We start from the raw sequence: 23,900 nt of genomic DNA on the forward strand, positions 1-23,900 counted from the left end.
ATTTTGTATACAAATTGTAAAGGTAAAAATGGAAAGAGCAAATATCATTTCAATAGCAAAAACAACATTAGAAATAGAGATTTCAGAACTTGAAAAATTAAAAAGCAGAATAGACAATGAATTTGTAAAAGCAGTAGAGGTTATTCATTCAGCAAAAGGAAAATTAATTGTTGTTGGAATAGGAAAATCTGCTCATGTGGGAAATAAAATTGTTGCCACACTCAATTCCACCGGAACTCCTTCCCAGTTCCTTCACGCCTCGGAAGCCATTCATGGAGATCTTGGAGTTATCCAGAAACAGGATGTGGTTTTATGCATTTCCAATTCCGGAAATTCACCTGAAATTGCCAATCTTGTTCCATTCTTAAAAGATTATTCTTCATCATTAATAGGAATGACAGGAAACAGAAAAAGCAAACTGGCAGAATTTTCTGAAATCATTTTAGATACCCATGTTGACCTTGAGGCCTGCCCCAATAAACTAGCTCCGACCAGTTCTACTACCATACAGATGGCACTGGGAGATGCCCTGGCAATCTGCCTGATGGAACTCAACGACTTTAAAGAAAACGATTTCGCAAAATTCCACCCCGGAGGAAGCTTAGGAAAAAACTTAACCGCAAGGGTTGAACAATTCCTTTCATCACAAAAACCACAGGTAAGCGAAAATGCACCTGTACGGGATGTAATTATCTCAATCAGCGCATCGAGTCATGGAATTACTGTGGTTACAAAAGAAGATGAAATCATCGGTGTGATTACGGACGGTGACCTGAGAAGGATGCTGTTAAAAGATGAAGATATATCTAAGGTTCTGGCCAAAGATATCATGTCTGCCCATCCTAAAACCATTGAAAAAAATGTTCTCGCAAAAGATGCGATAAAAGTTTTAAAAGAAAACAATATCGGCCAGCTTATTGTAACCGAAAATGGTAAGTACTTTGGAATTATAGACCTTCACAAATTATTGGACGAAGGAATAATCTAAAAAATAACATCTTATAAAAATAAAGTTCCGGCTTGCTTCGCAAGCCGGAACTTTATTTTTACCCTTGCCAACATTTTTTAAAATCCATATCTTGTAAGAACAAATACAAAAAACATGAAGAAAAAAGCATTAATCGTAGTCACAAGTGTGGAAAAATACCCTGAAATGGATCGTGCAACCGGTTTATGGCTAGGTGAGGCAGTTCATTTTTATGAAAAATTATCCCAAAAAGGATATGAAATCGATTTTGTAAGCCCGCGAGGTGGTTACACTCCTCTTGATCCTGTTTCCCTCCAAATGTTTGTACAACCGGTGGACTGGAAATATTATGCAGATCAATCCTTCAGGGAAAAGTTGGCAAATACTTTAGAGCCTAAGGATATTCATGCAGAAGATTATGAAGTTATTTACTATTCCGGAGGACATGGTGTTGTATGGGATTTTCCTGACAATAAGGAGTTACAGGATATTTCAAGAAAGATCTATGAAAACGGAGGAATTGTTTCTTCTGTTTTTCATGGTGCTGTAGGTTTATTTAACATCCGGCTTTCAGATGGTGAATTACTGATTAAGGGGAAAACACTTACCGGTTTTTCAAATTCGGAGGAGGTAGCAGCTGAGTTAGCTGACCATATGCCTTATCTGACAGAAGATGTTTTAAAAAGCAAAGGTGCCAACTATGTTAAAGCCGATAAAGATTTTATTTCTTTCGCCGTTGCTGACGGAAGACTCGTTACAGGCCAAAATCCTCAATCAGGAGGAGCGGTTGGTGAAAAAGTGCTGGAAATATTGGAAAAACAAGAAAAGTAGAAATCTCAAAACTGATCCCGGTAATTTTTTACCGGGATCAGTGATTATATAAAAAGGACAGCAAAATCATAATCAATAATTACAATTACTCATTATAATTTCATAGTTTTGCATGCTTATATATTATAAAGTTTTTACTTTGTAAGACCTTAATATTCTAGATAGATTCTATATAATGGAAGAAAAAAAGGAAATGTCCTTTCTTGGGCACATTGGAGAATTAAGAGGGCATCTGATTCGCTCAATTATTGCTATTATTATTGCCGCTTTTATCATTGGCTTTAATATCAATTGGATTATGGACCATATTTTTTTCGGTCCTACCAGAAATGACTTTCCCACTTTTAAAATTGTTAATCACTTTTCGAGGATGATCCTCGGAGAAGACAGCATACATCTTCCAAAAGAATTTCCTGTTCGTGTACAAAGGCTTTATCAGCAGTTCAATGTCATGATGGCCGTTTCTATTTTCGGGGGGATTGTTCTGGCATTTCCCTATATAGTCTGGGAGCTATGGCGTTTCGTCAGTCCTGCATTACATCCGAAAGAAAGAAAAAATTCGATCTTCATTATCAATGCGGTGTGGATATTGTTTATGTCAGGGGTTTTATCAGGGTACTTTCTGATTCTTCCTTTTGCCGTCAACTTTGGGGTGATTTTCAAAATTTCCGATATTATCGTTCCTCTTTATGATCTGAGCGATTATACCACGTTATTCTTACAGGTTGTATTAGGTATGGGAGTGGTTTTTCTATTTCCTATCCTTATTTATTTCCTTACGACGATCGGAATTCTGAGCCCGAAATTCATGAAAACATACCGAAGACATGCTATTGTGCTCATCATGGTTGTAGCAGCTATTATTACTCCTGCTGATGTTTTAAGTATGATTATGGCAGCCCTGCCATTATTGTTGCTGTATGAATTCAGTATTGTCATGTGTTCTTACACCTATAAAAAGGTTCAGAAACGTGAAGGAAACCTGCCTGTCGTCCAGAAGTAGTGTCAGCAAAAAACAAAGACCAAAAGCGTCTTCTTACTATATTCCCGCAGATTGATCTGCGGGATTTTTTATGGATATAACCACTCGATTTATATTTTTTTTCAGGAGCTTAATCCTGCTTTCCGTTACAATCTTTTTTACAAAAAGGATTTTCACTTCAATCAGGGCTATTGTTTTGCCCGTTGTCACCGATATTAGTTTTAAGAACTATTTTATGCTTTCACAATTTATCTTCAATTAATTTTCTATTTTTGATAGATTAATAATTTGATATCAGATGAAAAAACTTTCATATTCACTTTTACTTGCATCAGGACTTGCTTTTGGACAATTCTTCGAAAAAACGGAAACATTTACAAAGCAGGACACTTTAAAAGGTTCAAACACCAAATTCCGGAACTTTTGGGATGTAAAAAGATATGATCTTTCCGTAGAACCGGATTTTGATCAGAAAAGCATTAAAGGAACCAACAAGATCAGTTTTGAAATCATCAAAGATGTCACCAACCCTACTTTCCAGATCGATCTTCAAAAACCTATGAAAGCCGATAAAGTGGAGGCCAGCTTTCCGATTGCCGACACCAAACAGGATGGGGATTTCATTTTCATCACCACAAATAAAAACTTCAAAAAAGGCGAAAAATACACCATTGATATCACCTATTCCGGAAATCCTGTGATTGCCAAAAAAGCACCCTGGGATGGAGGCTGGGTTTTTACCAAGGATGAAAATGGAAATCCTTGGATGAGCGTTGCTGATGAAGGCATAGGGGTTTCTGTATGGCTTCCTACAAAGGATATATGGAGTGACGAGCCGGATAATGGCATCACTATGAAAATCATTGCTTCCAAAGGTCTTGTTGGGGTTGGAAACGGACGTTTAATCGATAAAAAAGCGGACGGAGATAAAACCATATATACTTGGGAAGTTAAAAACCCAATCAACGGCTATTCTATCATTCCTAATATTGGAAAATACGTCAATTTTAAAGATACTTTTAACGGGGAAAAAGGGAAATTGGATCTGGATTATTGGGTATTGGATTACAATCTAGAAAAAGCAAAAAAGCAATTCCAGCAGGTAAAACCAATGCTATCCGCTTTTGAGTACTGGTTTGGTCCGTATCCTTTTTATGAGGATTCTTATAAACTCGTGGATTCTCCGTATCTGGGGATGGAACATCAGAGTAGCGTAGCTTATGGTAATCAATATATGAACGGATATCTGGGACGGGATCTGTCCGGTACGGGAGTGGGATTGAAATGGGATTTTATCATTATCCATGAAAGCGGACATGAATGGTTTGCCAATAATATTACCGCAAAAGATCAGGCTGACATGTGGATCCATGAAAGTTTTACCAATTATTCAGAAGTTCTTTTTACAGAAAAATACCTGGATAAAAAATCAGCAGATATATATGCCATCGGAATACGCAATATCATAAGCAATGATATCCCGATTATCGGTAAATACGGAGTTCGAAATGAAGGAAGCGGTGATATGTACCCTAAAGGAGCCAGCATGATCCACACGATCAGACAGGTTATCAACAATGATGATAAGTTCAGACAGATCTTAAGAGGCCTTAATAAGGAATTCTACCACCAGACGGTAACTACTCAGCAAATTGAAAACTACATCAATTCGAAATCAGGCATTGACTTTTCCAGTGTATTCAACCAGTATTTGAGAACTATTAAAGTTCCGACACTGGAATACTCTCAAAAAGGAGAAGCATTGAAGTTCAGATACACCAATGTTGTTAAGAACTTCAAGCTTCCTATCAGAATTGACGGAGAGCAAACTATAAATCCAACAGAGGAATGGCAAACGGTAAAATTGAAAAAAGGTACTCCTGTTGAGTTTAATAAAAATTATTACGTGAATTATAAGAAGGTACAATAAGCTGAAATACAGAAGGGCTTTTGCCATTTTAAGAAAAGTTTAATACCACAATGGAATCTTATTTGTAACAAAATCATTTTTAGAACAACTACTTAACTATAAATTCTAATCAATGAAAAAAATAGCACTAAGCTTAGGTATATTAGCCACTGTTCTGGCCAATGCCCAGTCTATTAAAACCAATATTGACCTGGTGAATGTAAAAGACGATAAGGTGGCGGTAACAATGGAATTTCCTAAAATGAAATCCGGCAATGTAAAATTCCATTTTCCTAAAACAGTTCCCGGAACTTATTCCGTGGATGATTACGGAAGATTTATAGAGGGTATCAAATTCTTCGATAACAAGGGAAGAGAGCTGGCCTACACTAAAGTGGATGACAATTCCTATGCACTTAAAAATGCTCAGTTTTTATCAAAGGTAACTTATCTGGTCAATGACAGTTTTGATGATGAATTGAATACTGAAAAACACAAAGCGGTATTTTCTCCGTCTGGAACTGATATTGAAGCTGGAAAAGTATATTTAATCAATACCCATGGGTTTATAGGATATATAGATGATATGCAGGATGTTCCTTACCAGTTGGTCATTCAGAAGCCCGCTGATTTCTATGGAACCACTGCCCTCGTAGATCAGGATAAATCAGAAGCTACAGACACTTTTACGCTGGCTAACTATGCAAAAGTGACAGATTCTCCGTTAATGTACACCAAACCGGACTATATTACTTTTAATGCAGGCGGTATGGATCTGGTTTTAGGCGTTTATTCTCCGACAGGAAAGTATAAAGCAGCTGACTTTAAAACCAACCTTGAAAAAATGGTCGTTGCCCAAAAGAAATTCCTGGGTGATATGAATACCAATAAAAAGTATGCGATCATGCTTTACCTTTCAGGTGGAGAAGGACCTCAGATTAAAGGTTTCGGAGCACTAGAACACCATGAGTCTACAAGTGTTGTATTACCGGAGGCCATGCCTAAAGAAGCTATCGACCAAACCATTACCGATGTTGTTTCACACGAATTCTTCCATACGGTAAATCCTCTGAAAACCCACTCTGAAGAAATTCACTACTTCAATTATGCAGATCCTAAAATGTCTCAACATCTATGGATGTATGAGGGAGGAACAGAGTATTTCGCAAATTTATTCCAAATCCAGGAAGGATTGATCAACAAGGATGAATTCCTGAAGAGAATAGGTGAAAAAATCACCAATTCTAAGAACTATGACGACACAATGCCGTTTACTGTAATGAGTAAAAATGTTCTTGTAGAGCCTTACAAGGATCAGTACAGAAATGTTTACGAAAAGGGAGCCTTACTGGCAATGTGTATGGATATTGAGCTTAGAAAATTATCCAACGGTGAGATGGGTTATCGTGATATGATCAGAAAATTATCACAGAGATTTGGTGAAAACAAACCGTTTAAGGACGACAAACTGATCGATGAACTGGTAACTGTTACCGGCTATCCGCAAGTTAAAGATTTTTACAACAAATATATTGCAGGAAATCAGCCAACACCTTATGCTGACTATTTAAACCAGGTAGGTGTGGAAATAACAAAACAGGAAACTCCACCAATCTTCTGGTTTATTAAAGACCCAAACCAAACAGGATTTAACGAGAAAAACAATACTTTCATTTTTGATGAAAACTCTCCTTTATCTCCTTTTGCAAAAAGCATTGGTTTTAAAATTACGGATGAGATCTATGCAATAGACGGAAAAACTATTGATGTGAAAAATATACAGGCATTTATCAATTATACCAAAACCATCAAAGAAGGACAACCCGTGACAGTAACAGTTCTTAGAAAAAATGGAGATAAGACTGATAAAATAGAGCTGAAAGGAAAAGCAATCCTTGATAAGCTAACAATGGAAACGCTTAAATACAAAGCCAATCCTACACCGGCAGAACAAAAACTGCAGGATCAGTGGTTAACAGGAAAGAAATAATAAACAATACTTAATGAAAAAGCGGGGAACAATCCCCGCTTTTTTTATTTTTACACACTTTCTATCCTTTCTTAATTGTTATCCTAAAAGTAGTCCCCTTGCCCAATTCTGTTTGTGAAATCTTTATGTCACCGTTATGGTATTCCTGCACTACCCTTTTTGCAAGCGACAACCCTAATCCCCAACCCCGTTTCTTTGTTGAATAGCCCGGTTTAAATGCATTTCTTGCCTGCTGCTTTGTCATCCCGCTACCCGTATCTTTCACTTCTACCAGGATATTTTTATTTCTTTCAAATACGGACATTTGCAAAGATCCTTCCCCTTTCATAGCATCTACGGCATTTTTCACCAGATTTTCAATAACCCAGCTCATCAGGATCTTATTATGCGGAACCAGAATAGTATATGTCGGTAGCTGCAGGGTAAAACTTATCTTACTTGAAATCCTGGATTTTAAATATTCATAATTCTCCTGAATCATCTGATTAAAATTCATATCATTAAGCTCCGGCACAGATCCGATTTTTGAAAATCGTTCAGAAATGGTTCTCAGCCTCTCAATATCCTTTTCTATCTCTTCGATTCCTTCAGAATCAGGATTTTCCAGTTTCATAATCTCCATCCATCCGATCATGGATGAAAGCGGAGTTCCGATCTGGTGTGCGGTTTCCTTTGCCAGACCTGCCCATACATATCCTTCATCCGTTTTTTTAATCGTCCTCAGAAACCAGAATGAAAATAACAGGTAGGATAGGATAAATAGCCCTAAGAAATAAGGATAGTACCGCAAATTGTTAAGCAATGAAGAGTTATCATAAAATACAAACTGCTTATCACCGTTTGCCACTTCAATCTCAAATGGAGCATAATTATTTTCCATTTTTGAGATTAGCTTTTTTAGTTCTCCGGGATTTTCAAGAATTTCTTTGGCAATATTTCTTGAACTCCCTTCAAATATAAAAGGTTCTTTATTTTCATTCGTCAAAATTGATGGAATCTGATCATTCTCCGTTAATATCGCAAACAACAGCTCCTGGGTCTCAGAACTTTTCTGCTTATTGTCCTGAAGAATCTTTATCGCAGTAGCGAAAACCTTAATTCTTTCAGCCTCTTTTTCCCTTAAATTTTTAATGAGAATATTAGATGAAACAATCAAAGCAATAACAATCACGGTAAGTAACGTAAATACAAACCAGTTATTGATTCTCGATAAAAACGGACGATTCTTCATACCTTTTTTATTTTAAAATATTCAGAATTTTCTGTAATTCCGTATTTCCGCTTCCCTGATAATTATTGATGATAATGGAGAATACATATTTTTTTCCATCCTTTGCCGTTTGATATCCCGCAAAAGATTTTGTATCCCTCATAGTTCCGCTTTTCATTTTCATCCCGTTTTCCTGCGTTGGGAATCCGTCATAATAGGCATCAAACCATGGTTGCTTTTTAGCATACAAAAGAGCCTGTACCTCCGCTTTTGCCGATACATAGTTCTGAGGAGAAAGCCCGCTTCCGTCTGCAAAATTGATCATATTCGGATTAATCCCATTGGATTTCCAGAACTCTTTAAGATAGGCAACTCCGCTTTTAAAGCTTGAATTTCCCTTTTTCTCTTTCCCCAGCGTCTTAATAAGAGTTTCTCCATACAGATTAATACTCTTTCTTAGAAACCAGTATATAATCTTATCTAACGTCGGTGATTGATACGTAAGAAATATATTTTTCTTAGGAACTTCAAATATCTGTTTCCCCTCAATTTCGAGTTGGGAATTCGTAATAACCTTCCCTGAAAAGCTAATTCCGGCTTCCTTAAGCCACTGTTTTACTTCTACTCCCAATTGTAAAGGAGGATTTGGAGTTGATCCTGAAACAGTAACCGTTTTACCGGCAGGTAAAGTTCCGTTAATCAATGCCACATCCGAGTGTGGTGCCGTGAAAATAAGGCTCTGATCCGAACTTCCACCGGCTTTCAGGTCATTTAACCATTGAACTCCTTCCAGCGGATAGGAAAAGCTTTTAAAAGTAGTGCCGTTGATGTTGATATCAAACTGGTTCTCTCTCCAGTTGATCCCCCAAACTCCGGCGCCGTAATAATTCCCCAGATCATCCCAGGGCCAGCCCCCGGGAATCGTCTGATGGTCAAAATATGAATCATCGATCACCAGGTCTCCGTTAACCTTTGCAATTCCCTGCGTTTTGATTGCTTCGATAAGCTTTTTCTTAAAATTTTCAGGTTTGTATGCTTCGTATCTCCAGCTTCCCAGAGTAGGATCACCATTAGAACTGATCAACAGGTTTCCGTTAAGAACATCTTTTGAAATCGTACCCGAATAACCTGCTATTGTTTTAAAAGTATAATTTTTCCCTAATGTTTCCAATGCTGCCCCAGCCGTAAATATTTTCTGCGTGGAAGCAGTCGAAAGTCCTTTATTTCCCTGATAATCGTAAATCAAACGCCCGTTTTCATCGGTTACATAAAACGATAAACTGGATGCTATTCCTCCTGAAGAATTCATAAGATCCTTTGTAGCATCGTCTAATTTTTGAGCGATATCCTGAGCAAAAACTATTTGTGTAGATAATATAAGAACACCAAGTGTTTTTTTCATTGCATCATTGTTATGGTGATTGATTATTTCGCAACTAATGTTGACTATATCATTGCTGAATAGTCCATTCTTTATTCAAATATAAAAAAAGATAGTGGGATCAGATTAATGAGCTTCCTGCCTCAATTTCATAGGGTGCCTTTCCCTTCTCAAAAATCCTTGTCAGTTCGCTTCCTTCAACCGTTATATTTCCATCAATTCTCCTGATCCAGTTTCCTTCACGCAAACCGATTACCTTTAAGTCATTTTGGGTTAGAAATTCAAGAATTCTGGTTTCCCGGGTTTCGCCGTTATGTTTTAATTCCGGATTTGGATCCAGATAGTGAGGGTTCAGATTAAAAGGGACCAAGCCCATACAATCAAAACTTGGAGGATAAACGATAGGCATATCATTAGTTGTTTTCATATTTTGTCCGCCGATATTGCTTCCCGCGCTGCATCCTAAATAAGGCTTACCTTGTTCTATATTATTCTTTAAAACCGACATCAGATTTTCCTCATGTAAAGTTTTAACCAATAAAAATGTATTTCCACCTCCTGTAAAGTATCCTTTCGCATTATGTAAGGCAGCGGCTTTATCGTCAAATTCATGCAGGCCTTTTACTTTAATACCTATTGTTTCAAAAAAAGAACGGGCTTTTGCCGTATAATCGTCATGGGATATCCCTCCAGGCCTTGCATAAGGAACAAAGATGATTTCATCAACACCCTTATATAATTGTATTAATTCTTCTCTTAAATATTCCAGGTATTCGCCACCGAAAATGGTTGATGTCGAAGCTAATATGATATTCATACAATGAAATTATTGTGGTTATAAAACTAGTTGAAGTACAAAGATAACTGAAACCACAACGAATCAAAAATTAAGCTAAAAAAAATAGCTGTATCCGTTAATATTTTCTAAAAAAACTTAAAGCCTCTAAAATTTAGCCATTTATGGAATTATTATTGAATTTCAAAATGTAGAATTATAAAATATAAGATTATGAAAATCGTTAAAATTAATATCAAAAATCTATTTTTAGGTTTATTATTTGTAGGAGGAATGAGTTTGGTTAATGCACAGGTGGATAGCACCAAAACAACAGCCAATACAGCTGCAACAACTCAAGCTGGAGATTCCAGTATTGAGGGTCTTAAAAAACAAATTGAAGCCAATCCAAAGGATACAGAATCGTTAGCTAAATTAGCTGCAGCTTACCAGGATGCTTCAGATTGGACCAATGCAGTGGCAACCTGGAAAAAGATATCTGTTTTATTACCCGATTGGGCTCCGGCATATTACAGCCAGGCTTATGCATATCAGGCTGCTAAAGATGATGCCAATGCTAAAATTGCTTATGAAAAGTATATAGCAACTGTAAAGCCTGAGGAAGTAGAGCAAAACAAGAAAAACCTTGCGTATGCTTATTTCTATCTGGCCTTTTCAGAACAGCAGAGCGACCGTAATAAAGCAAAAGAACATATAGCTAAGTCGTTACAGTATGACCCTACAAATCAGGATGCTTTAAAACTTAGCAAAACCTTAAATTCATAAAAAATAAAATCCGGAAAATTTTCCGGATTTTTTATTTCTGTATTTTATTTGATCATTTTACCGAAGAAATCGGTTTCTCCTTTCAGATGTCTTATAATTTTATCAATGTTTCGGTCAATGCTTGCCTCGGTTTTAAGGTTATTGATATAACGGACCAATTCCAGCTTTCTTGAAGGAATTAAACTTTCAAAATTACGCAGGGTAACGGAATCTTCCCTGATCGCCTGGTCAAGTTTAGGATGAATAACAATACTCCTGTCCGAGCTATCATATTCTATTGAAACTTCTATTATCTCACCAATTCTTTTGGGAGAATTCTTTAACATAACAAGATTTATATACAATCTCCATTCTCCGAGATACTTCATTAAATTCTGCTTATATTCCACACCATTCACTGTTCCTTTCACAGGAATAGGGCTCTTATCTCTTCCTGAAACTTCAAAAATTGTTTTTAATATTTCTTCAGGAATGAAAACAAAAGGATTAATTCCTATAATTTCAAGCCGTGCTGTAAACAGATTATTTTCCATATATCACAAATTTAGAAAATAGTTTAATAGGATAAAATAGTAGACAATCAATAGATATCCGACAGACCACTTATGTTTTCCAACCTCTAACCTCTAACCTCTAACCTCTAACCTCTAATATCTACCTTCCAGTCTCAAACCAACAAAACAGCAACTAAGTTTTCCACTCGCAAAGTATTCCTTATCTTTGCAGGAATAAATCTATGTAACAAAATGAAATTTTTTATTGACACTGCTAATTTAGAGCAAATTAAGGAAGCTAAAGATCTTGGAATTTTAGATGGTGTAACCACTAACCCTTCATTAATGGCTAAAGAAGGTATCCAGGGAGCTGAAGCAATCAAGAACCACTACAAAACGATCTGTGAAATTGTAGATGGTGATATTTCTGCAGAAGTACTTTCTACAACATATGAGGAAATGATCAAAGAAGGAGATGAATTGGCAGCAATCCATCCAAACATTGTGGTAAAAATTCCGATGATTAAAGATGGTATCAAAGCATTAAAATATTTTTCGGACAAAGGAATCAAGACGAACTGTACATTGATTTTCTCTCCTGGACAGGCTCTTTTAGCAGCAAAAGCAGGAGCAACTTATGTTTCTCCATTCCTGGGAAGACTAGATGATATTTCTACGGACGGGCTTAACCTTATCCAGGAGATTCGTTTGATTTTTGACAACTATATGTACGAAACTGAGATTTTAGCAGCATCTATCCGTCATTCTATGCACATTATCGATTGTGCTAAAATCGGTGCTGACGTGATCACTTCGCCACTGGCTCCGATCTTAAGCCTGTTAAAGCACCCGCTTACAGACAGTGGATTAGCTCAGTTTATTGCAGATTCTCAGAAATTGGCTTAACAGCTTAACCATATTGCATAAAAAATCCCGAATTCATTTCGGGATTTTTTATTTTATTTATAAAGATCAGGCTCTATTTTATTATTGTTATTTTTCATTTCTTCTCTCGCCCTTTTCTCTATATTCCTGTACATTTCATTCATATCAATGTCTTTCCCATCCTTATTTTTCATTCTTACGACAGCTCCGGCCGGAAGTGTGCTCATTGTTTGCTTCATGTCCTTTGTGGGATCTGCCTGATAATCTTTCCAGGCTTTTTTAAACTGTTTTTTTGTTACTTCGATATCTTTGCCCCCTAAACCGATCATAGTTACTCCCGGCATTTGTATGTCTTCGTCCTGGCTTATGTTTGTCTTTTTATTTCCAATCAAAGTCATTATATGCGAACCTGTTTTGTCTTCAAGCTTCACAATTAAACCAGGCAATCCATAGAATTTATAAGGTCCGTCCTGAAAAGGGATATCGGTACTAAACCAGGCAGTCCATTCTCTGCCTCCATAGGTTGTTGTTGCTTTTTGGGTGTTATACTCTCCTATTTTTTGTTTTTCAGAAAGAATCTTCCATTCAGGTTTTTGATCTTCTGCTATTTTATAGATTGTGTTCCCTATTTTTTCTGAAAGTACAACCTTATAGTCGGGGTATGTTTTGGTAACGCTTGTAGCGATCACACCCGGTTTCATATTTTTTTTGATATTAATACTTTCTCCAAAACCGCCTTTCATTTGCTTTGCGATATACGCTTTTGTTGTAGAGTCGGAGACAAATTTTTCACGGCTATAATATTTTGAGCCATTTTTATCAATATCCAGGAGCATTACATCACTTTTTATATCCGCTCTGTTGGTGGAATCCGAGATATATTTATAATCATAATAAAACCTGTTTGCCTGGGCATGAGTAAGTATACTCAAAAGTAAAAAAAGTAAAATATTATTTTTCATAGGTTATTGAGACATAAAAAAGCTTTGCCAATTCTGGATTGACAAAGCCAATTGGAACTTTATTATTTTGTCTGAATTCTTATCTCTCCTGAAGGATCTCCGTCTTTTGTGCGTTTATTCACATTCATACTTTTAATATCCTTTGGATTAATAGCATCAAATTCTTTTCTGGTGACCTCTACTCCGTTAATGTATAATTTCATGTTACCGTAATTATTAGCGGATCCGTTTACTCTTGGAACTGTAAAAGTATTCACATCTTTAAAATTAGAGTTCAGCCTTACTGTCACCGGATTATCCGAATCGCTAAAACTGGATGTATACACATAAACTCTTCTATTGTTGCCATCCAATGCTCTTCTTTCTGCATCCAGCTTCATTCTTTCTGCATCAAGTTTAGCTCTTTTTTCGTTAAGCCTGGCACGCTTTCTATCGAGTTTCGCTCGTTTCGCAGCCGTTTCCATAGCTCCTTTTGCATTCTCGGAAGCCTTGGCAAGTTCTGCTGCATCCCATTTCATATCCTTAATTTCACTGAACTTTAATGCTTTCATTCGAGGAGCTGTCGGAGGGACCGGAGGCGTTGGCATATCCTGGAAATCGAAATTAATTTCAGGTATTTCAGGAATCTCAACGTTCATATTCTTGAGCTCTTTCACTTTATTCTTCCATTCATCGGATTTGAAAAAGTCATTAATTCTTTTAATTTCATTTCCATTAATGGTATAAGCCATTCTGAAATCATCGGAACTTGTAATTTTTCCCATTTCAGCTGACAGATCATTAAGCTCATCTACATTCTTCTGAAACTCTTTACTTTCCGGCTTAAGGCTTTTCAGAGCCATACTTTTTTCCTGAATTTTCTTTCCAAGATCTTTTAATTTCTCTGTTTCTTTTTTTCTTAACAGCTTTTGTTGTGAATCATCAATTTTACCGATTTTGGCAGGAATGGTGTCTTTTGTGATGGAAGTTACATTCTGAATTTTGGCTTCAGGCTGTTCTTCCATTCTGGATACTGCTTCCCGGATCGCTATGTTGGTTTCTTTGATTTCTTTATTCTTCGCATTTACCATATAGGCAAAAGCTACTGTAAATAAAACCGGTAATGCAAAAATCCTTCGCGCATACCCGAATTTGGTTTTGGGTTTTTGTAACATTTTTAGACGTTTTTTTAGATTTGAACTTAAAAACGGACTGGTTGCAGGTAACTGTGTTCCGGAAAAGTGACTTGCTAAAAGCATCTGCGCAAATGCTTTTGTGTCCGATTGTTTGACGGCTTTTTTATCAGCCAGGTATTCATGGATAAGACCGAGTTCTTTTTTCATCATATAAAAGAACGGATTGAACCAGAAGACTGAGGTAATCACTTCGATAAAAATTTTATCAAAGGAATGCTTCTGTTCAATATGTACCATCTCATGCTTTAAGATCTGTTTCCCAATATCAGAATTCAACTGTATTGAATTCTTCCAGAATAGATTTTTAAAGTATGAAAACGGTGCTTCAGTAAGGTTTGTATGGTAAAAATTTATACCATCAAAACTCTCTTTTCGAAATTTCTTTTTAAGCTGTTGGATCCTGATGATCCCATAGATAAGCCTTCCTAAAAAATAGAAAGAAACCAGTCCCAAAGCTGAAAAAATAATTCTAAAATAAATGTGGTCATTGCTTATGTTTTTATGTGAATTAAAATTCTGTAATTTATTGAGCAACAAATACACCTCATTATTCACTTCTATAGTAAAATCATCAACCCTCATAAGAGGTAATAACAATGAAAGTAATATAGCCGATAACAGATAGAATCTGTTATAATGATGAAATGTCTTGTCCTTTAAAGACAACTGATAATACAAAAATGTTACACCAGAACATACAATTACTTTCCCAAAGTATAGAAGTAGAGTTTCCATATCAGTTTTTCTTTTTGAGTTCGTTGAGCAGCATTTCAAGATCTTCTACCGTCATTTCATTTTTTTCTACCAAAAAAGAGACTGCACTTTTATAAGATCCTTTGAAATAATTTTTCACAAGACTTTTCATCGTCTTTCCCGAATACTGTTCCTTTGTGATCAGTGCAAAATATTCATGCTGTCTGCCATAAACATTATAATCAACAAATTCCTTATCCTTTAATACTTTTAGAATAGTTGAAACAGTATTTGTGTGAGGTTTGGGTTCAGGAAACAAATCAAGAATATCCTTGAGGAATCCTTTTTCAATTTTCCATAAATACTGCATTACCTGTTCTTCTGCTTTTGTTAAAGTCTGAATTATCATATCCTGTTCATTTATCTTGAATGATATATCGTCGCTAAATTCTATATCACTATTTAATTAGTTATACAAATGTAGAAATAAATTACATCCAAACAACTATTTTTTTAGTGATAAACAGAATAACTACGTAACTAATTGATATTCAATATAATATTTTTTATTAAAATATGTTAAATTTATAAGTAGTAATCAAATTCCACTGAATTATCAATAGAAAATTCTTTAATTACAATATAAATTCTTAAAACTTGTTAATTTTTATTAAATAAAATTAAAATGAATATGTTTAAACTGGGAAAATATATTTATTTTAGTGCTTTAAAAATTTCTCATGAAAAGATATAATTTACTGATTGTACTATTACTACTTATTTTTAACATTACTAATGCTCAAAAGAAAGGTTCGCCTGCTGCAGATTTCAGCGCTTTAAAGGAAGCAAAAACTAAAATTGAAAATACAGTTCCTGCGGTTATCGGACATTTACAAGCGATCGCTACCAAAGAAGGAGACAATAATATTCTTACCAACGGAAAAGCAGCACTGGGAAAAGAATATGGTATTTTAGAATCTGAATGGTACTTATACAGAGGAAATATGAACAACTGCATTTTAAATAATTCTTCAAAGAAAGCTAAAAAGTGCATGGAATACCACACCCAATACCTGAGAAATACGCTTATCAACTATAAAAACTATATTACTTACCTCACAAAAAAGAATGGATATCTTGGAGTGGAAGGTGATACTAAAATTGATTTTAATCCTAGTGAAATCACTACAAAATTAAATGACGCTTATTTTAATGGTGGTGATGCCTCCAACAGAATGAAAGGAAATCAAAAGAAAGAATTTCTGGGTCAGACAATGGCAGATGATCTTAAATTAAAACCTTATGCTGAGCTAGCACAATAATATAATCCCGCTTTATGCGGGATTTTTTAACATAAAAAAAGAGAATCACTTTGTGATTCTCTTTTGCTTTAGTAGCGGGAACCGGACTCGAACCGATGACCTTCGGGTTATGAGCCCGACGAGCTACCTACTGCTCCATCCCGCGGTATATTTTTAGAGTGTTTACCGAAAACACTTGCTTAGTAGCGGGAACCGGACTCGAACCGATGACCTTCGGGTTATGAGCCCGACGAGCTACCTACTGCTCCATCCCGCGGTGTATTTTTAGAGTGCTTACCGAAAGCACTTGCTTAGTAGCGGGAACCGGACTCGAACCGATGACCTTCGGGTTATGAGCCCGACGAGCTACCTACTGCTCCATCCCGCGGCGTATTTTTAGAGTGTTTACCGAAAACACTTGCTTAGTAGCGGGAACCGGACTCGAACCGATGACCTTCGGGTTATGAGCCCGACGAGCTACCTACTGCTCCATCCCGCGATATTGGATTGCAAATGTACGACTTTTTTTTAAAATTCCTAATTTTTCTTTTAAATAAAGGAGTTTTATAAAAACTATACATTTATTTGTATCTTTGTTTTATGGCAAAAATATTAAAAATTTACCCTGACAATCCTCAGGAAAATCTTATTAATGAGGTGGTTAAAACCTTGAATAATGGTGGATTAATTATTTATCCTTCTGATACTATTTATGCATTGGGTTGTAATATTTTTGACATCAAAGCCATGGAAAAACTGGCTCAGATCAAAAAAATGAAGCTGGAAAAAGCCCAATTTTCAATTATTTGTAACGACCTCAGTCACCTTTCGGATTTTACAAGACCCATTGATACTTCCGTATTTCGATTTTTAAAAAGCCACCTTCCCGGACCTTTTACATTTATTCTGGACGCCAACAAAAGTGTTCCTCTGGCTTATAAAGGACATAAAACAATCGGTATCCGTGTTCCAGACCACTCCATTCCTCAGTTGATTGTTGAAAAATTGGGACATCCGATTGCTTCTACCTCTATCAGGGATGAAGATGAAGTGATCGAATACTCTACCGATCCGGAACTCATCGCTGAAAAGTATGATCATCTGGTGGATATTGTTATAGATTCAGGATACGGAGACAATGTAGCTTCCACTATTGTAGATCTTACTTCCGGAGAACCTGAAGTAATCAGACAGGGAAAAGGGATTATATAAGTTTTCTAAATAAAAGTTAGAAATTAGAGGTTAGAGGTTAGGAAGAAACTAAAAATGGGATATATTTCCGGATTTCCCCAATAACGATTATTATCCAACATTAAATATATATTGTTTATTATATACCTCTCACTGAGGTTCTTATTATATTATTTTATGAAAATCATTACATCACCGGCTAAATTAATGAACGTAGAAAGCTCAACTGACCTGTTGAGATCCACTACCCCGAAATTCATTGAAGAGGCAGAATTTATACAATCATTTTTAAAACATAAATCACCTAAGTATCTTTCCGAACTCATGGAGATCTCTCCTAAGCTGGCAGATGAAAACTGGGAAAGAAATCAAAACTGGAAAGCAAATCCAAAGCCTAAAGAATCTGCACCGGCTATGTTTGCGTTCACCGGAGAAGTATACAGAGGGCTGGATGCCAAAACCATGGATAAAAGTGCCGTGGATTATCTGCAGAAAAATTACAGAATGCTTTCAGGTCTTTATGGCTTGTTAAAACCTTCTGATAAAGTCATGTTGTACCGACTTGAAATGGGCCGTCATTTTGAATTTGATCAATACAAAAATCTATATGAGTTCTGGAGAGAGAAAATTACAGATCAGCTGAACTCAGAAATGAAGAAAAATGAGATTCTGCTTCAACTGGCAAGTAATGAATATGGAAAAGTAATTGACCGGAAAAAACTTAACCATAAAGTAATTGATTTCGATTTTTATGAATTAAAGGACGGAAAATTAAAAACGATTGTTGTGTATACCAAACACGCCAGAGGTCTTGTTGTAAGATTCTGTGCTGAAACCAATGCCCAAACGCTGGACGATGTTAAAGCCTTTAATTATGAAGGTTATATGATCGACGAAGAAAAATCTACAGATACCAAATTGGTTTTTACAAGATAAATGACAATTTCAGAATTTAAAATCCATTTCAAAAAAGAGCTGAGTGATCTGTATACAGCATCTGAAAGTGCTTTCCTGTTTTCTGTTTTTGTTGAAAAATTAATCGGATTGGATCAATTCCAGCAAAGACGGTTTTCTCATCAGGAGTTGCTATCTGATGATGAAAAGGAGCTTCAGAAAATAACCGCAGAGCTAAAAACCGGTAAACCTTACCAACATATCCTAGGTGAAACGGAATTTTACGGGATGACATTTTTTGTGAACGAAAATGTTTTAATACCACGCCCCGAAACAGAAGAACTGCTTGAGATAGCCATTGATACAATCCAAAGTTCGTTTTCTGAACAGAAAGATCTTAAGATTCTTGATATTGGTACAGGAAGCGGAGTTATTCCTTTGGTTCTTAAAAAACATTTTCCGGATGCCGATGTTTCATCTATAGACTTTTCAGAAGCAGCTTTAGAAACAGCAAGAAGAAATGCTGTTTTTCATGAGCTGGATGCTCGTTTTATGTATGGTGACTATCTGAATTTTAAGCTTACTGAAAATTATGATGTCATTATTTCCAATCCTCCTTACATCGGGATTGAAGAAGAAGTTGAAATTGAAGACTCTGTGAAAGGATTTGAACCACAAATGGCGCTCTTCTCCCCTACTTCTGATGCTTTGATCTTCTACAGGAAAATCGCTGAAGATTCGAAAAAAAACCTGAACGGAAACGGATTGTTATTTTTAGAAATTAATCAAAAATTAGGATCCGAAACCCTGGAGCTTTATTCTTTCTTTGCGGAGGCTCATCTTGTAAAAGATTTGTCTGGAAATGACAGGTTTATAACGGGAAAAAGATAGGATTCCGATATTTTCGATTTTAAGTTCTGTATCTTTAGCTCAAATTTCAAATAACCATGCCACATTTTATCATAGATTGCTCAGAAAATATTTTAGATCAGGAATCTCCCGGTGAAATAATGAATGCAGTTTACGAGACTGCAGAAAACTCCGGACTTTTTGCAAAAGGAGACATCAAAGTGAGATTAACGCCTTTTAAATATTATAAGATGGATGATGGAAAGGAAAGCTTTATCCATATTTTCGGAAATATTATGGCAGGAAGAACAATAGAACAAAAGGCCAGCTTATCCAGACAAATAATAGAACGGCTGAATCTGATGTTTCCGGATATACCTATTCTGTCTATTAATATACAGGAGTTTGAAGCAGCAACTTATTGCAATAAATCTTTAATCAACCCTGAAAATACGAATAAGGACAGACACTTTCCTGATCACTGATACTTTTTAAACGAAACAATATTGAGCATAATACTTGTTTTCTTTTACACATCAATAAGCAAATTTTTACATCAAAAATTAAATAATCATGGAATTTAAAACTCACCAGGTCAATGGTATCAAAGTAGCGGAAGTGATTTCCGATAACGCGATTATACAATCGGCTCAGGACGGTATCGATCTCTTAGGTAACGCCTACTATCAGGGGTTTGATAAGGTGATTATCTATGAGAAAAATATAACCCCGGAATTCTTTGACCTCAAGACTAAAATTGCCGGCGATATTCTCCAGAAGTTCTCCAATTACAGAATGGGATTAGCCATTATAGGAGATTTTAGTCAATATGAAAGTAAAAGTATGAAAGATTTTATTTTTGAAAGCAATAAAACCAGGCATATTAATTTTGTTGAAACGTTGAAAGAGGCTTTGGAGAAGTTTTCAAAGTAGTATATTCTTTATTCTGAAAAAAATCTATCGCATCGGCAATTGCTTTATCTACGGACTGGTATTCCAGGTTTAATTGTTCTATTGACTTGCAGTTGGTATAATAATTATCTATTCTCAAAGCTTTCATGTTGGGTGAGCTTAGATTCGTCTTTACATTCAGTGATCTTAGTAAATCCCCTGCTACTCCCAAAAGTATCAGGATGAAATCCGGAAGTGGAAGCAATAAAGGGTTTTGGCGGGTAATCATATTTACTTTTTTAAAGAAGTCTTTATATTTTAAATTCTCATGCCCTAAAAGATACCGCTCTCCGTTTTTTCCCCTATCGATGGCATTAACAATCCCAAAGGCAACATCCTCCACATGAACAAAATTCTTTCCTCCGGATGGGTAAAAAACCAGATTTTTCTTCCATACCCAATAAATAATTTTCCCCGAGCTGGGCTTCCAGTCATAAGGCCCGATCATAAACGTCGGATTTAGAATAACAACTTCAGTGGTTTTGTTGTTTCGTAAAAGAAAACCCTCAGCTTCTGATTTACTTCGGGCATAATAAGATTTTGTGAAGGGATATTTTTGACCGGAGCTTTCATGACCTAGTTCGTCAAGATTCCCATATCCCATCGTATTCGCAGTACTTACAAATAAGAACTTTTTAACCCTGGCTTCAACTGACTGTGAAAACAAATGAACCACGGCATCATAATTTGTTTTTCTGTATTCCTCATAGGAAAGCAGATCCTGCCCAGTTTCAGCAGCAATATGAATGACGAAATCCACCAGTTTAAGATGCGAGGAAACATCAGAAAACAAGCTTCCCTCAACTAACCGGAGGTTTTCATCTTCCTGACCATAATAGCGACTTTTCTGCCGCACCAAAGCAATAACAAAATAACCATCTCTTAATAATTTTTTAACAACATGAGTTCCTAAAAGCCCGGTACTACCGGTAACAAAAACTTTTTTCATGCTTCTATTTCTTTTTTTATTGCGTTCGTCATCAAAGGTAATTTAATCCAGATGGGCAATATCTTCATTACCAGCCAACTTATAGGATTAACCATGATGACAGAATCTCTTTTGAATAGCTGGTTGACACATCGTGCAGCCACCTTATTAGGATCAAGCAAAGTCAGCTTTCCTAAAAAACCCTGTTTTTCAATTCTTTCGCAGACATCTTTATTGGTTTTCATTGCTCCCGGATTCACAACACTCACAAAAACATTGGTATCTTTTAGTTCCTCATGTAATCCCCTGGAAAAGGAATGGATAAATGTTTTGGAGGCGGGATAAACCGTTTTAAAACCAATCGGTGAAAATGCAGCCATGCTGGAAACATTTAAAATATAAGCTTTGGGTTGTTTCAAAAGATTAGGCAACAGCTGATGGGTCATTAAAGAAGTAGCCATAACATTGACCTGTAATATCGTATTGATATAATCAGGCGTAGCATCCACAAATTTTCGGGTTCCTCCCAGACCGGCATTATTAATTAAAATGTAGATATTAAAAGACATGTTCAGCTTCTCTGTTATGTACATTACATTTTCATTTAGTGAAAGATCAATTTCATAATAATGTGTTTTTACATCATAGGTTTTTGCTATTTTTTCACTTAAAGAAGCCACATTCTGACCAGGCAGACTGATAAGAATAACATTGATCTTCTTTTTAGCCAGATGCTCGACAAACGCCTTGCCTAATCCCTGACTTGCTCCCGTTACAACAGCAAATGATTCTTTAGTATACATGATAAAAATTATGGTACAAATGTATCTTTATGAAGATCCTTTTCTGTTCCATCTTATATGACTGAACACATTTAAGCACAAATCATAAACAACTTAAAATCAATATAATAAAAGTAAAAAAGGTTAAAATTTATAAACCTGAACTTATTTTTTAAACTCAGAAGGGGTCTGATCAGTGAATTTTTTGAAGGTGGTATTAAACGAGGTCTTGGAATTAAATCCGGATTCGAAAGCAATCCCTAAAATGGAAAGCTTATTGGCGTCATTATTTTTCAGCAACTTTTTAGCATGCTCGATTCTATATTCATTAATGAACTGAAAGAAATTTTTTTGAAAGCCGGTATTGATCACATACGATAAATGATGAGTAGAAACAGACAGGTGTTCTGCAAGCTTAATTAAATTCAGCTCACTATCCAGGTAAAGTTTTTCTTTTTCCATTACATTTTCAAGCTTTGTTTTAAGCCTGGATAATTCTTCATCAGAAATGAGCTTTCGTTTGATTTCCTCATTTTCTGCTTCATCATTAATGGATATGAGCTCATCCCGTTGTTTTTCCTCAACAGGATAAATTTCTTTTTGCTTCAGCGAGTAATACGCTACAAAATAAACCACTAAAAGAAAAGCTATATTGATGAAAGCGTTTAATGATGTAGAATCATAGAAAAGATTGTAGATAACATATACGATATTGATAATCAAAAGAATGAGAATAATATACTCCAGCCAATTAAGATTGATCCCTTCCGTATTAGCAGAGAATTGCTGAATTCTCTTTTGATGTTTCCGTATGGTAAAATAAGAAAGCCCTGTATAAAATACCGCCTGAAATAATATCAATCCTATAAATGTAAACTCAAAAAAAGATTGGTTTTCAAAGTTTCCGTAACGTTGTAACAACAAATTAATCAGAAAAATAACAGGTAAAACAGCATATTTTACGTCCGACCTCTTAAACTTAAATGAAGGATTTGTAAAAAATAAAACACTGAAATAAAACATAATAGGTGTAAAAAACTGAACGAACTGAACAAAAAGAATGGAATGAATTTCTATCGGAGAAACTTTGATCAGTGACCAAATTTCATCCAGCCAGTACGTAGACCACAAAAAAAGAAACAAACCAAACCATAGGTTGGCTTTTCGGTTAACTTTAAGGGGATTGGCCAGTTTTAACAAAGAAAGCAAAACCAATGAACCATAGATAAGTATGACGATAAAACGATTCAACTCTATTGTATTCATTGGTTTTGATATTTTATTTAAAGATAGGTTTTTTATCCTATTCTTTTCCTGACAAAAATTTCATAGCTTAAATACAGGAGCGGAATCGCCATAATTCCAATATACAAACCGTTATCCATTGCTCTTTCAGGTTGATTGATCACCGCATATAGCAAACCGAAAAAGGCTCCGCCAAGATGCGCTGCATGACCTATATTATCATGTTGTCTGGGATTAAGCATCATATAGACGGAATAGCTGAAATAAAGAAGCCCGAAAATATAGCCCGGAATTCCGATAGGAATAAAGAATATATATATTTTAAGATCAGGAATAAGTGCAATTCCGGCAAATAATATCCCTGAAACCCCTCCACTCGCTCCAATAGCAGAATACCATGGCTGCTTCTGATATATAAACAGGGAAAACATGTTTCCGAGCAGTATAGAACCAAAGTATACAATTATGAAACCCAGATTTCCAAAACCTTCCATTACGATAGGCCCAAAGAAATAAAGGGTCATCATATTAAACAGAAGATGCATTAAATCTGCATGAAGGAAACCTGCAGAAAGGAGACGGATGTACTCTTTCCTGTTTTGGATAGCTCCTACGTTAAATTTATACTTTTCGAAAATACCATGATTATTAAAAGCAATAAAGCTGATAATACTGGTAGCTATAATAACTAATAATAAGATATTCATGATTAATTTAAA

Annotated in this window: 24 protein-coding genes and 4 tRNA genes; 13 read left to right on the forward strand and 15 right to left on the reverse strand. The window is 35.8% G+C overall.

Going from position 1 to position 23,900, the window contains the following annotated elements; genetic code table 11:
- Nucleotides 1-28 precede the first annotated feature (28 nt).
- From ACNFU2_RS05350 to ACNFU2_RS05370, 5 genes are all read left to right on the forward strand, one after another.
- A complete protein-coding gene (locus tag ACNFU2_RS05350) occupies nucleotides 29-988 on the forward strand; it encodes a KpsF/GutQ family sugar-phosphate isomerase (protein WP_273648236.1) in 960 nt (319 codons plus the stop codon).
- A gap of 114 nt (nucleotides 989-1,102) precedes the next feature.
- Nucleotides 1,103-1,798, forward strand: a complete 696-nt coding sequence (locus ACNFU2_RS05355) for a type 1 glutamine amidotransferase domain-containing protein (RefSeq protein WP_418124042.1) — start codon at nucleotides 1,103-1,105, stop codon at nucleotides 1,796-1,798.
- A gap of 175 nt (nucleotides 1,799-1,973) precedes the next feature.
- Complete coding sequence (gene tatC / locus ACNFU2_RS05360) at nucleotides 1,974-2,801, forward strand: twin-arginine translocase subunit TatC (protein ID WP_273648238.1); 828 nt, start codon at nucleotides 1,974-1,976, stop codon at nucleotides 2,799-2,801.
- 277 nt (nucleotides 2,802-3,078) lie between these two features.
- Nucleotides 3,079-4,710 (forward strand): M1 family metallopeptidase, encoded by a 1,632-nt coding sequence (locus tag ACNFU2_RS05365; RefSeq protein ID WP_306612594.1) that lies wholly within the window; start codon nucleotides 3,079-3,081, stop codon nucleotides 4,708-4,710.
- A gap of 112 nt (nucleotides 4,711-4,822) precedes the next feature.
- On the forward strand, nucleotides 4,823-6,679 hold the full coding sequence (locus tag ACNFU2_RS05370; protein WP_273648240.1) for a peptidase M61: 1,857 nt from the start codon (nucleotides 4,823-4,825) through the stop codon (nucleotides 6,677-6,679).
- Nucleotides 6,680-6,740: 61 nt separating this feature from the next.
- Here ACNFU2_RS05370 and ACNFU2_RS05375 read toward each other — a convergent pair whose 3' ends face one another.
- The 3 genes from ACNFU2_RS05375 to pepE all read right to left on the reverse strand — a co-directional run bounded on the left by ACNFU2_RS05375 (nucleotide 6,741) and on the right by pepE (nucleotide 10,087).
- Nucleotides 6,741-7,910 carry a sensor histidine kinase gene (locus ACNFU2_RS05375; protein WP_273648241.1) on the reverse strand — a complete coding sequence of 390 codons (1,170 nt, stop codon included), beginning with the start codon at nucleotides 7,908-7,910 and terminating at the stop codon, nucleotides 6,741-6,743.
- Nucleotides 7,911-7,917: 7 nt separating this feature from the next.
- Nucleotides 7,918-9,291, reverse strand: a complete 1,374-nt coding sequence (dacB, locus tag ACNFU2_RS05380; RefSeq protein WP_306612597.1) for a D-alanyl-D-alanine carboxypeptidase/D-alanyl-D-alanine-endopeptidase — start codon at nucleotides 9,289-9,291, stop codon at nucleotides 7,918-7,920.
- Nucleotides 9,292-9,391: 100 nt separating this feature from the next.
- Entirely contained in the window at nucleotides 9,392-10,087 is a 696-nt protein-coding gene (gene pepE / locus ACNFU2_RS05385; RefSeq protein WP_306612599.1) for a dipeptidase PepE, read from the reverse strand.
- Nucleotides 10,088-10,279: 192 nt separating this feature from the next.
- Here pepE and ACNFU2_RS05390 point away from each other — a divergent pair, with 192 nt between their 5' ends.
- On the forward strand, nucleotides 10,280-10,831 hold the full coding sequence (locus ACNFU2_RS05390; protein ID WP_306612601.1) for a tetratricopeptide repeat protein: 552 nt from the start codon (nucleotides 10,280-10,282) through the stop codon (nucleotides 10,829-10,831).
- A gap of 44 nt (nucleotides 10,832-10,875) precedes the next feature.
- Here the strand turns inward: ACNFU2_RS05390 and ACNFU2_RS05395 are convergent, their stop codons facing one another.
- Entirely contained in the window at nucleotides 10,876-11,364 is a 489-nt protein-coding gene (locus tag ACNFU2_RS05395) for a YdeI/OmpD-associated family protein (RefSeq protein ID WP_306612603.1), read from the reverse strand.
- A gap of 213 nt (nucleotides 11,365-11,577) precedes the next feature.
- Here ACNFU2_RS05395 and fsa point away from each other — a divergent pair, with 213 nt between their 5' ends.
- Nucleotides 11,578-12,231 (forward strand): fructose-6-phosphate aldolase, encoded by a 654-nt coding sequence (fsa, locus tag ACNFU2_RS05400; RefSeq protein ID WP_172278659.1) that lies wholly within the window; start codon nucleotides 11,578-11,580, stop codon nucleotides 12,229-12,231.
- Between the two features lie 53 nt (nucleotides 12,232-12,284).
- On the opposite strand, the gene ACNFU2_RS05405 is transcribed toward fsa, so the two are convergent.
- The 3 genes from ACNFU2_RS05405 to ACNFU2_RS05415 all read right to left on the reverse strand — a co-directional run bounded on the left by ACNFU2_RS05405 (nucleotide 12,285) and on the right by ACNFU2_RS05415 (nucleotide 15,449).
- On the reverse strand, nucleotides 12,285-13,172 hold the full coding sequence (locus tag ACNFU2_RS05405; protein ID WP_306612605.1) for a GLPGLI family protein: 888 nt from the start codon (nucleotides 13,170-13,172) through the stop codon (nucleotides 12,285-12,287).
- Between the two features lie 62 nt (nucleotides 13,173-13,234).
- Nucleotides 13,235-15,082, reverse strand: coding sequence for a M56 family metallopeptidase (locus tag ACNFU2_RS05410; RefSeq protein ID WP_306612607.1), 1,848 nt, complete (start codon nucleotides 15,080-15,082; stop codon nucleotides 13,235-13,237).
- Nucleotide 15,083: 1 nt separating this feature from the next.
- Nucleotides 15,084-15,449: a BlaI/MecI/CopY family transcriptional regulator gene (locus ACNFU2_RS05415; protein WP_172278665.1), complete on the reverse strand. Its 366-nt coding sequence runs from the start codon at nucleotides 15,447-15,449 to the stop codon at nucleotides 15,084-15,086.
- A 331-nt stretch (nucleotides 15,450-15,780) separates the two neighbouring features.
- Here ACNFU2_RS05415 and ACNFU2_RS05420 point away from each other — a divergent pair, with 331 nt between their 5' ends.
- A complete protein-coding gene (locus ACNFU2_RS05420; protein WP_172278667.1) occupies nucleotides 15,781-16,362 on the forward strand; it encodes a hypothetical protein in 582 nt (193 codons plus the stop codon).
- Nucleotides 16,363-16,434: 72 nt separating this feature from the next.
- Here ACNFU2_RS05420 and ACNFU2_RS05425 read toward each other — a convergent pair.
- The 4 genes from ACNFU2_RS05425 to ACNFU2_RS05440 form a co-directional block, all read right to left on the reverse strand.
- A tRNA-Met gene (locus ACNFU2_RS05425) sits at nucleotides 16,435-16,507 on the reverse strand.
- 38 nt (nucleotides 16,508-16,545) lie between these two features.
- Nucleotides 16,546-16,618: transfer RNA gene (locus ACNFU2_RS05430), tRNA-Met, on the reverse strand.
- Nucleotides 16,619-16,656: 38 nt separating this feature from the next.
- Nucleotides 16,657-16,729: transfer RNA gene (locus ACNFU2_RS05435), tRNA-Met, on the reverse strand.
- Between the two features lie 38 nt (nucleotides 16,730-16,767).
- A tRNA-Met gene (locus ACNFU2_RS05440) sits at nucleotides 16,768-16,840 on the reverse strand.
- 101 nt (nucleotides 16,841-16,941) lie between these two features.
- On the opposite strand from ACNFU2_RS05440, the gene ACNFU2_RS05445 reads away from it, so the two are divergent.
- The 5 genes from ACNFU2_RS05445 (at nucleotide 16,942) to ACNFU2_RS05465 (ending at nucleotide 20,208) form a co-directional block, all read left to right on the forward strand.
- Nucleotides 16,942-17,553 carry an L-threonylcarbamoyladenylate synthase gene (locus tag ACNFU2_RS05445; protein ID WP_172278669.1) on the forward strand — a complete coding sequence of 204 codons (612 nt, stop codon included), beginning with the start codon at nucleotides 16,942-16,944 and terminating at the stop codon, nucleotides 17,551-17,553.
- 156 nt (nucleotides 17,554-17,709) lie between these two features.
- Nucleotides 17,710-18,468, forward strand: a complete 759-nt coding sequence (gene yaaA, locus ACNFU2_RS05450; RefSeq protein WP_418124048.1) for a peroxide stress protein YaaA — start codon at nucleotides 17,710-17,712, stop codon at nucleotides 18,466-18,468.
- The gene (gene prmC / locus ACNFU2_RS05455; protein WP_418124050.1) at nucleotides 18,469-19,317 is read left to right on the forward strand and encodes a peptide chain release factor N(5)-glutamine methyltransferase; all 849 of its coding nucleotides are present in this window, start codon (nucleotides 18,469-18,471) and stop codon (nucleotides 19,315-19,317) included.
- 56 nt (nucleotides 19,318-19,373) lie between these two features.
- A complete protein-coding gene (locus ACNFU2_RS05460) occupies nucleotides 19,374-19,760 on the forward strand; it encodes a 5-carboxymethyl-2-hydroxymuconate Delta-isomerase (protein ID WP_418124052.1) in 387 nt (128 codons plus the stop codon).
- 88 nt (nucleotides 19,761-19,848) lie between these two features.
- On the forward strand, nucleotides 19,849-20,208 hold the full coding sequence (locus ACNFU2_RS05465) for a DUF4180 domain-containing protein (protein ID WP_172278677.1): 360 nt from the start codon (nucleotides 19,849-19,851) through the stop codon (nucleotides 20,206-20,208).
- Here the strand turns inward: ACNFU2_RS05465 and ACNFU2_RS05470 are convergent.
- The 4 genes from ACNFU2_RS05470 to ACNFU2_RS05485 form a co-directional block, all read right to left on the reverse strand.
- Nucleotides 20,159-21,175 carry an NAD-dependent epimerase/dehydratase family protein gene (locus ACNFU2_RS05470; protein ID WP_418124054.1) on the reverse strand — a complete coding sequence of 339 codons (1,017 nt, stop codon included), beginning with the start codon at nucleotides 21,173-21,175 and terminating at the stop codon, nucleotides 20,159-20,161. The two genes, ACNFU2_RS05465 and ACNFU2_RS05470, sit on opposite strands and share 50 nt — an antisense overlap.
- Nucleotides 21,172-21,957, reverse strand: coding sequence for an SDR family NAD(P)-dependent oxidoreductase (locus tag ACNFU2_RS05475; protein WP_418124056.1), 786 nt, complete (start codon nucleotides 21,955-21,957; stop codon nucleotides 21,172-21,174). The genes ACNFU2_RS05470 and ACNFU2_RS05475 overlap by 4 nt, the downstream gene beginning before the upstream one ends.
- A gap of 144 nt (nucleotides 21,958-22,101) precedes the next feature.
- Nucleotides 22,102-23,202 carry a helix-turn-helix domain-containing protein gene (locus tag ACNFU2_RS05480; protein WP_418124058.1) on the reverse strand — a complete coding sequence of 367 codons (1,101 nt, stop codon included), beginning with the start codon at nucleotides 23,200-23,202 and terminating at the stop codon, nucleotides 22,102-22,104.
- Between the two features lie 32 nt (nucleotides 23,203-23,234).
- Entirely contained in the window at nucleotides 23,235-23,888 is a 654-nt protein-coding gene (locus ACNFU2_RS05485) for a rhomboid family intramembrane serine protease (protein WP_172278685.1), read from the reverse strand.
- Nucleotides 23,889-23,900: the final 12 nt, after the last annotated feature.

Origin of the sequence: Chryseobacterium sp. PTM-20240506 (assembly GCF_048296755.1) — a bacterium.
Taxonomy (GTDB): domain Bacteria; phylum Bacteroidota; class Bacteroidia; order Flavobacteriales; family Weeksellaceae; genus Chryseobacterium; species Chryseobacterium proteolyticum.

What these genes read in the sequence shown, in the direction of transcription:
- ACNFU2_RS05350 (WP_273648236.1), top strand. Translation starts at nt 29, where the DNA reads ATGGAAAGAGCAAATATCATTTCAATAGCAAAAACAACATTAGAAATA.
- ACNFU2_RS05355 (WP_418124042.1), top strand. Translation starts at nt 1,103, where the DNA reads ATGAAGAAAAAAGCATTAATCGTAGTCACAAGTGTGGAAAAATACCCT.
- tatC (WP_273648238.1), top strand. Translation starts at nt 1,974, where the DNA reads ATGGAAGAAAAAAAGGAAATGTCCTTTCTTGGGCACATTGGAGAATTA.
- ACNFU2_RS05365 (WP_306612594.1), top strand. Translation starts at nt 3,079, where the DNA reads ATGAAAAAACTTTCATATTCACTTTTACTTGCATCAGGACTTGCTTTT.
- ACNFU2_RS05370 (WP_273648240.1), top strand. Translation starts at nt 4,823, where the DNA reads ATGAAAAAAATAGCACTAAGCTTAGGTATATTAGCCACTGTTCTGGCC.
- ACNFU2_RS05375 (WP_273648241.1), bottom strand. Translation starts at nt 7,910, where the DNA reads ATGAAGAATCGTCCGTTTTTATCGAGAATCAATAACTGGTTTGTATTT.
- dacB (WP_306612597.1), bottom strand. Translation starts at nt 9,291, where the DNA reads ATGAAAAAAACACTTGGTGTTCTTATATTATCTACACAAATAGTTTTT.
- pepE (WP_306612599.1), bottom strand. Translation starts at nt 10,087, where the DNA reads ATGAATATCATATTAGCTTCGACATCAACCATTTTCGGTGGCGAATAC.
- ACNFU2_RS05390 (WP_306612601.1), top strand. Translation starts at nt 10,280, where the DNA reads ATGAAAATCGTTAAAATTAATATCAAAAATCTATTTTTAGGTTTATTA.
- ACNFU2_RS05395 (WP_306612603.1), bottom strand. Translation starts at nt 11,364, where the DNA reads ATGGAAAATAATCTGTTTACAGCACGGCTTGAAATTATAGGAATTAAT.
- fsa (WP_172278659.1), top strand. Translation starts at nt 11,578, where the DNA reads ATGAAATTTTTTATTGACACTGCTAATTTAGAGCAAATTAAGGAAGCT.
- ACNFU2_RS05405 (WP_306612605.1), bottom strand. Translation starts at nt 13,172, where the DNA reads ATGAAAAATAATATTTTACTTTTTTTACTTTTGAGTATACTTACTCAT.
- ACNFU2_RS05410 (WP_306612607.1), bottom strand. Translation starts at nt 15,082, where the DNA reads ATGGAAACTCTACTTCTATACTTTGGGAAAGTAATTGTATGTTCTGGT.
- ACNFU2_RS05415 (WP_172278665.1), bottom strand. Translation starts at nt 15,449, where the DNA reads ATGATAATTCAGACTTTAACAAAAGCAGAAGAACAGGTAATGCAGTAT.
- ACNFU2_RS05420 (WP_172278667.1), top strand. Translation starts at nt 15,781, where the DNA reads ATGAAAAGATATAATTTACTGATTGTACTATTACTACTTATTTTTAAC.
- ACNFU2_RS05445 (WP_172278669.1), top strand. Translation starts at nt 16,942, where the DNA reads ATGGCAAAAATATTAAAAATTTACCCTGACAATCCTCAGGAAAATCTT.
- yaaA (WP_418124048.1), top strand. Translation starts at nt 17,710, where the DNA reads ATGAAAATCATTACATCACCGGCTAAATTAATGAACGTAGAAAGCTCA.
- prmC (WP_418124050.1), top strand. Translation starts at nt 18,469, where the DNA reads ATGACAATTTCAGAATTTAAAATCCATTTCAAAAAAGAGCTGAGTGAT.
- ACNFU2_RS05460 (WP_418124052.1), top strand. Translation starts at nt 19,374, where the DNA reads ATGCCACATTTTATCATAGATTGCTCAGAAAATATTTTAGATCAGGAA.
- ACNFU2_RS05465 (WP_172278677.1), top strand. Translation starts at nt 19,849, where the DNA reads ATGGAATTTAAAACTCACCAGGTCAATGGTATCAAAGTAGCGGAAGTG.
- ACNFU2_RS05470 (WP_418124054.1), bottom strand. Translation starts at nt 21,175, where the DNA reads ATGAAAAAAGTTTTTGTTACCGGTAGTACCGGGCTTTTAGGAACTCAT.
- ACNFU2_RS05475 (WP_418124056.1), bottom strand. Translation starts at nt 21,957, where the DNA reads ATGTATACTAAAGAATCATTTGCTGTTGTAACGGGAGCAAGTCAGGGA.
- ACNFU2_RS05480 (WP_418124058.1), bottom strand. Translation starts at nt 23,202, where the DNA reads ATGAATACAATAGAGTTGAATCGTTTTATCGTCATACTTATCTATGGT.
- ACNFU2_RS05485 (WP_172278685.1), bottom strand. Translation starts at nt 23,888, where the DNA reads ATGAATATCTTATTATTAGTTATTATAGCTACCAGTATTATCAGCTTT.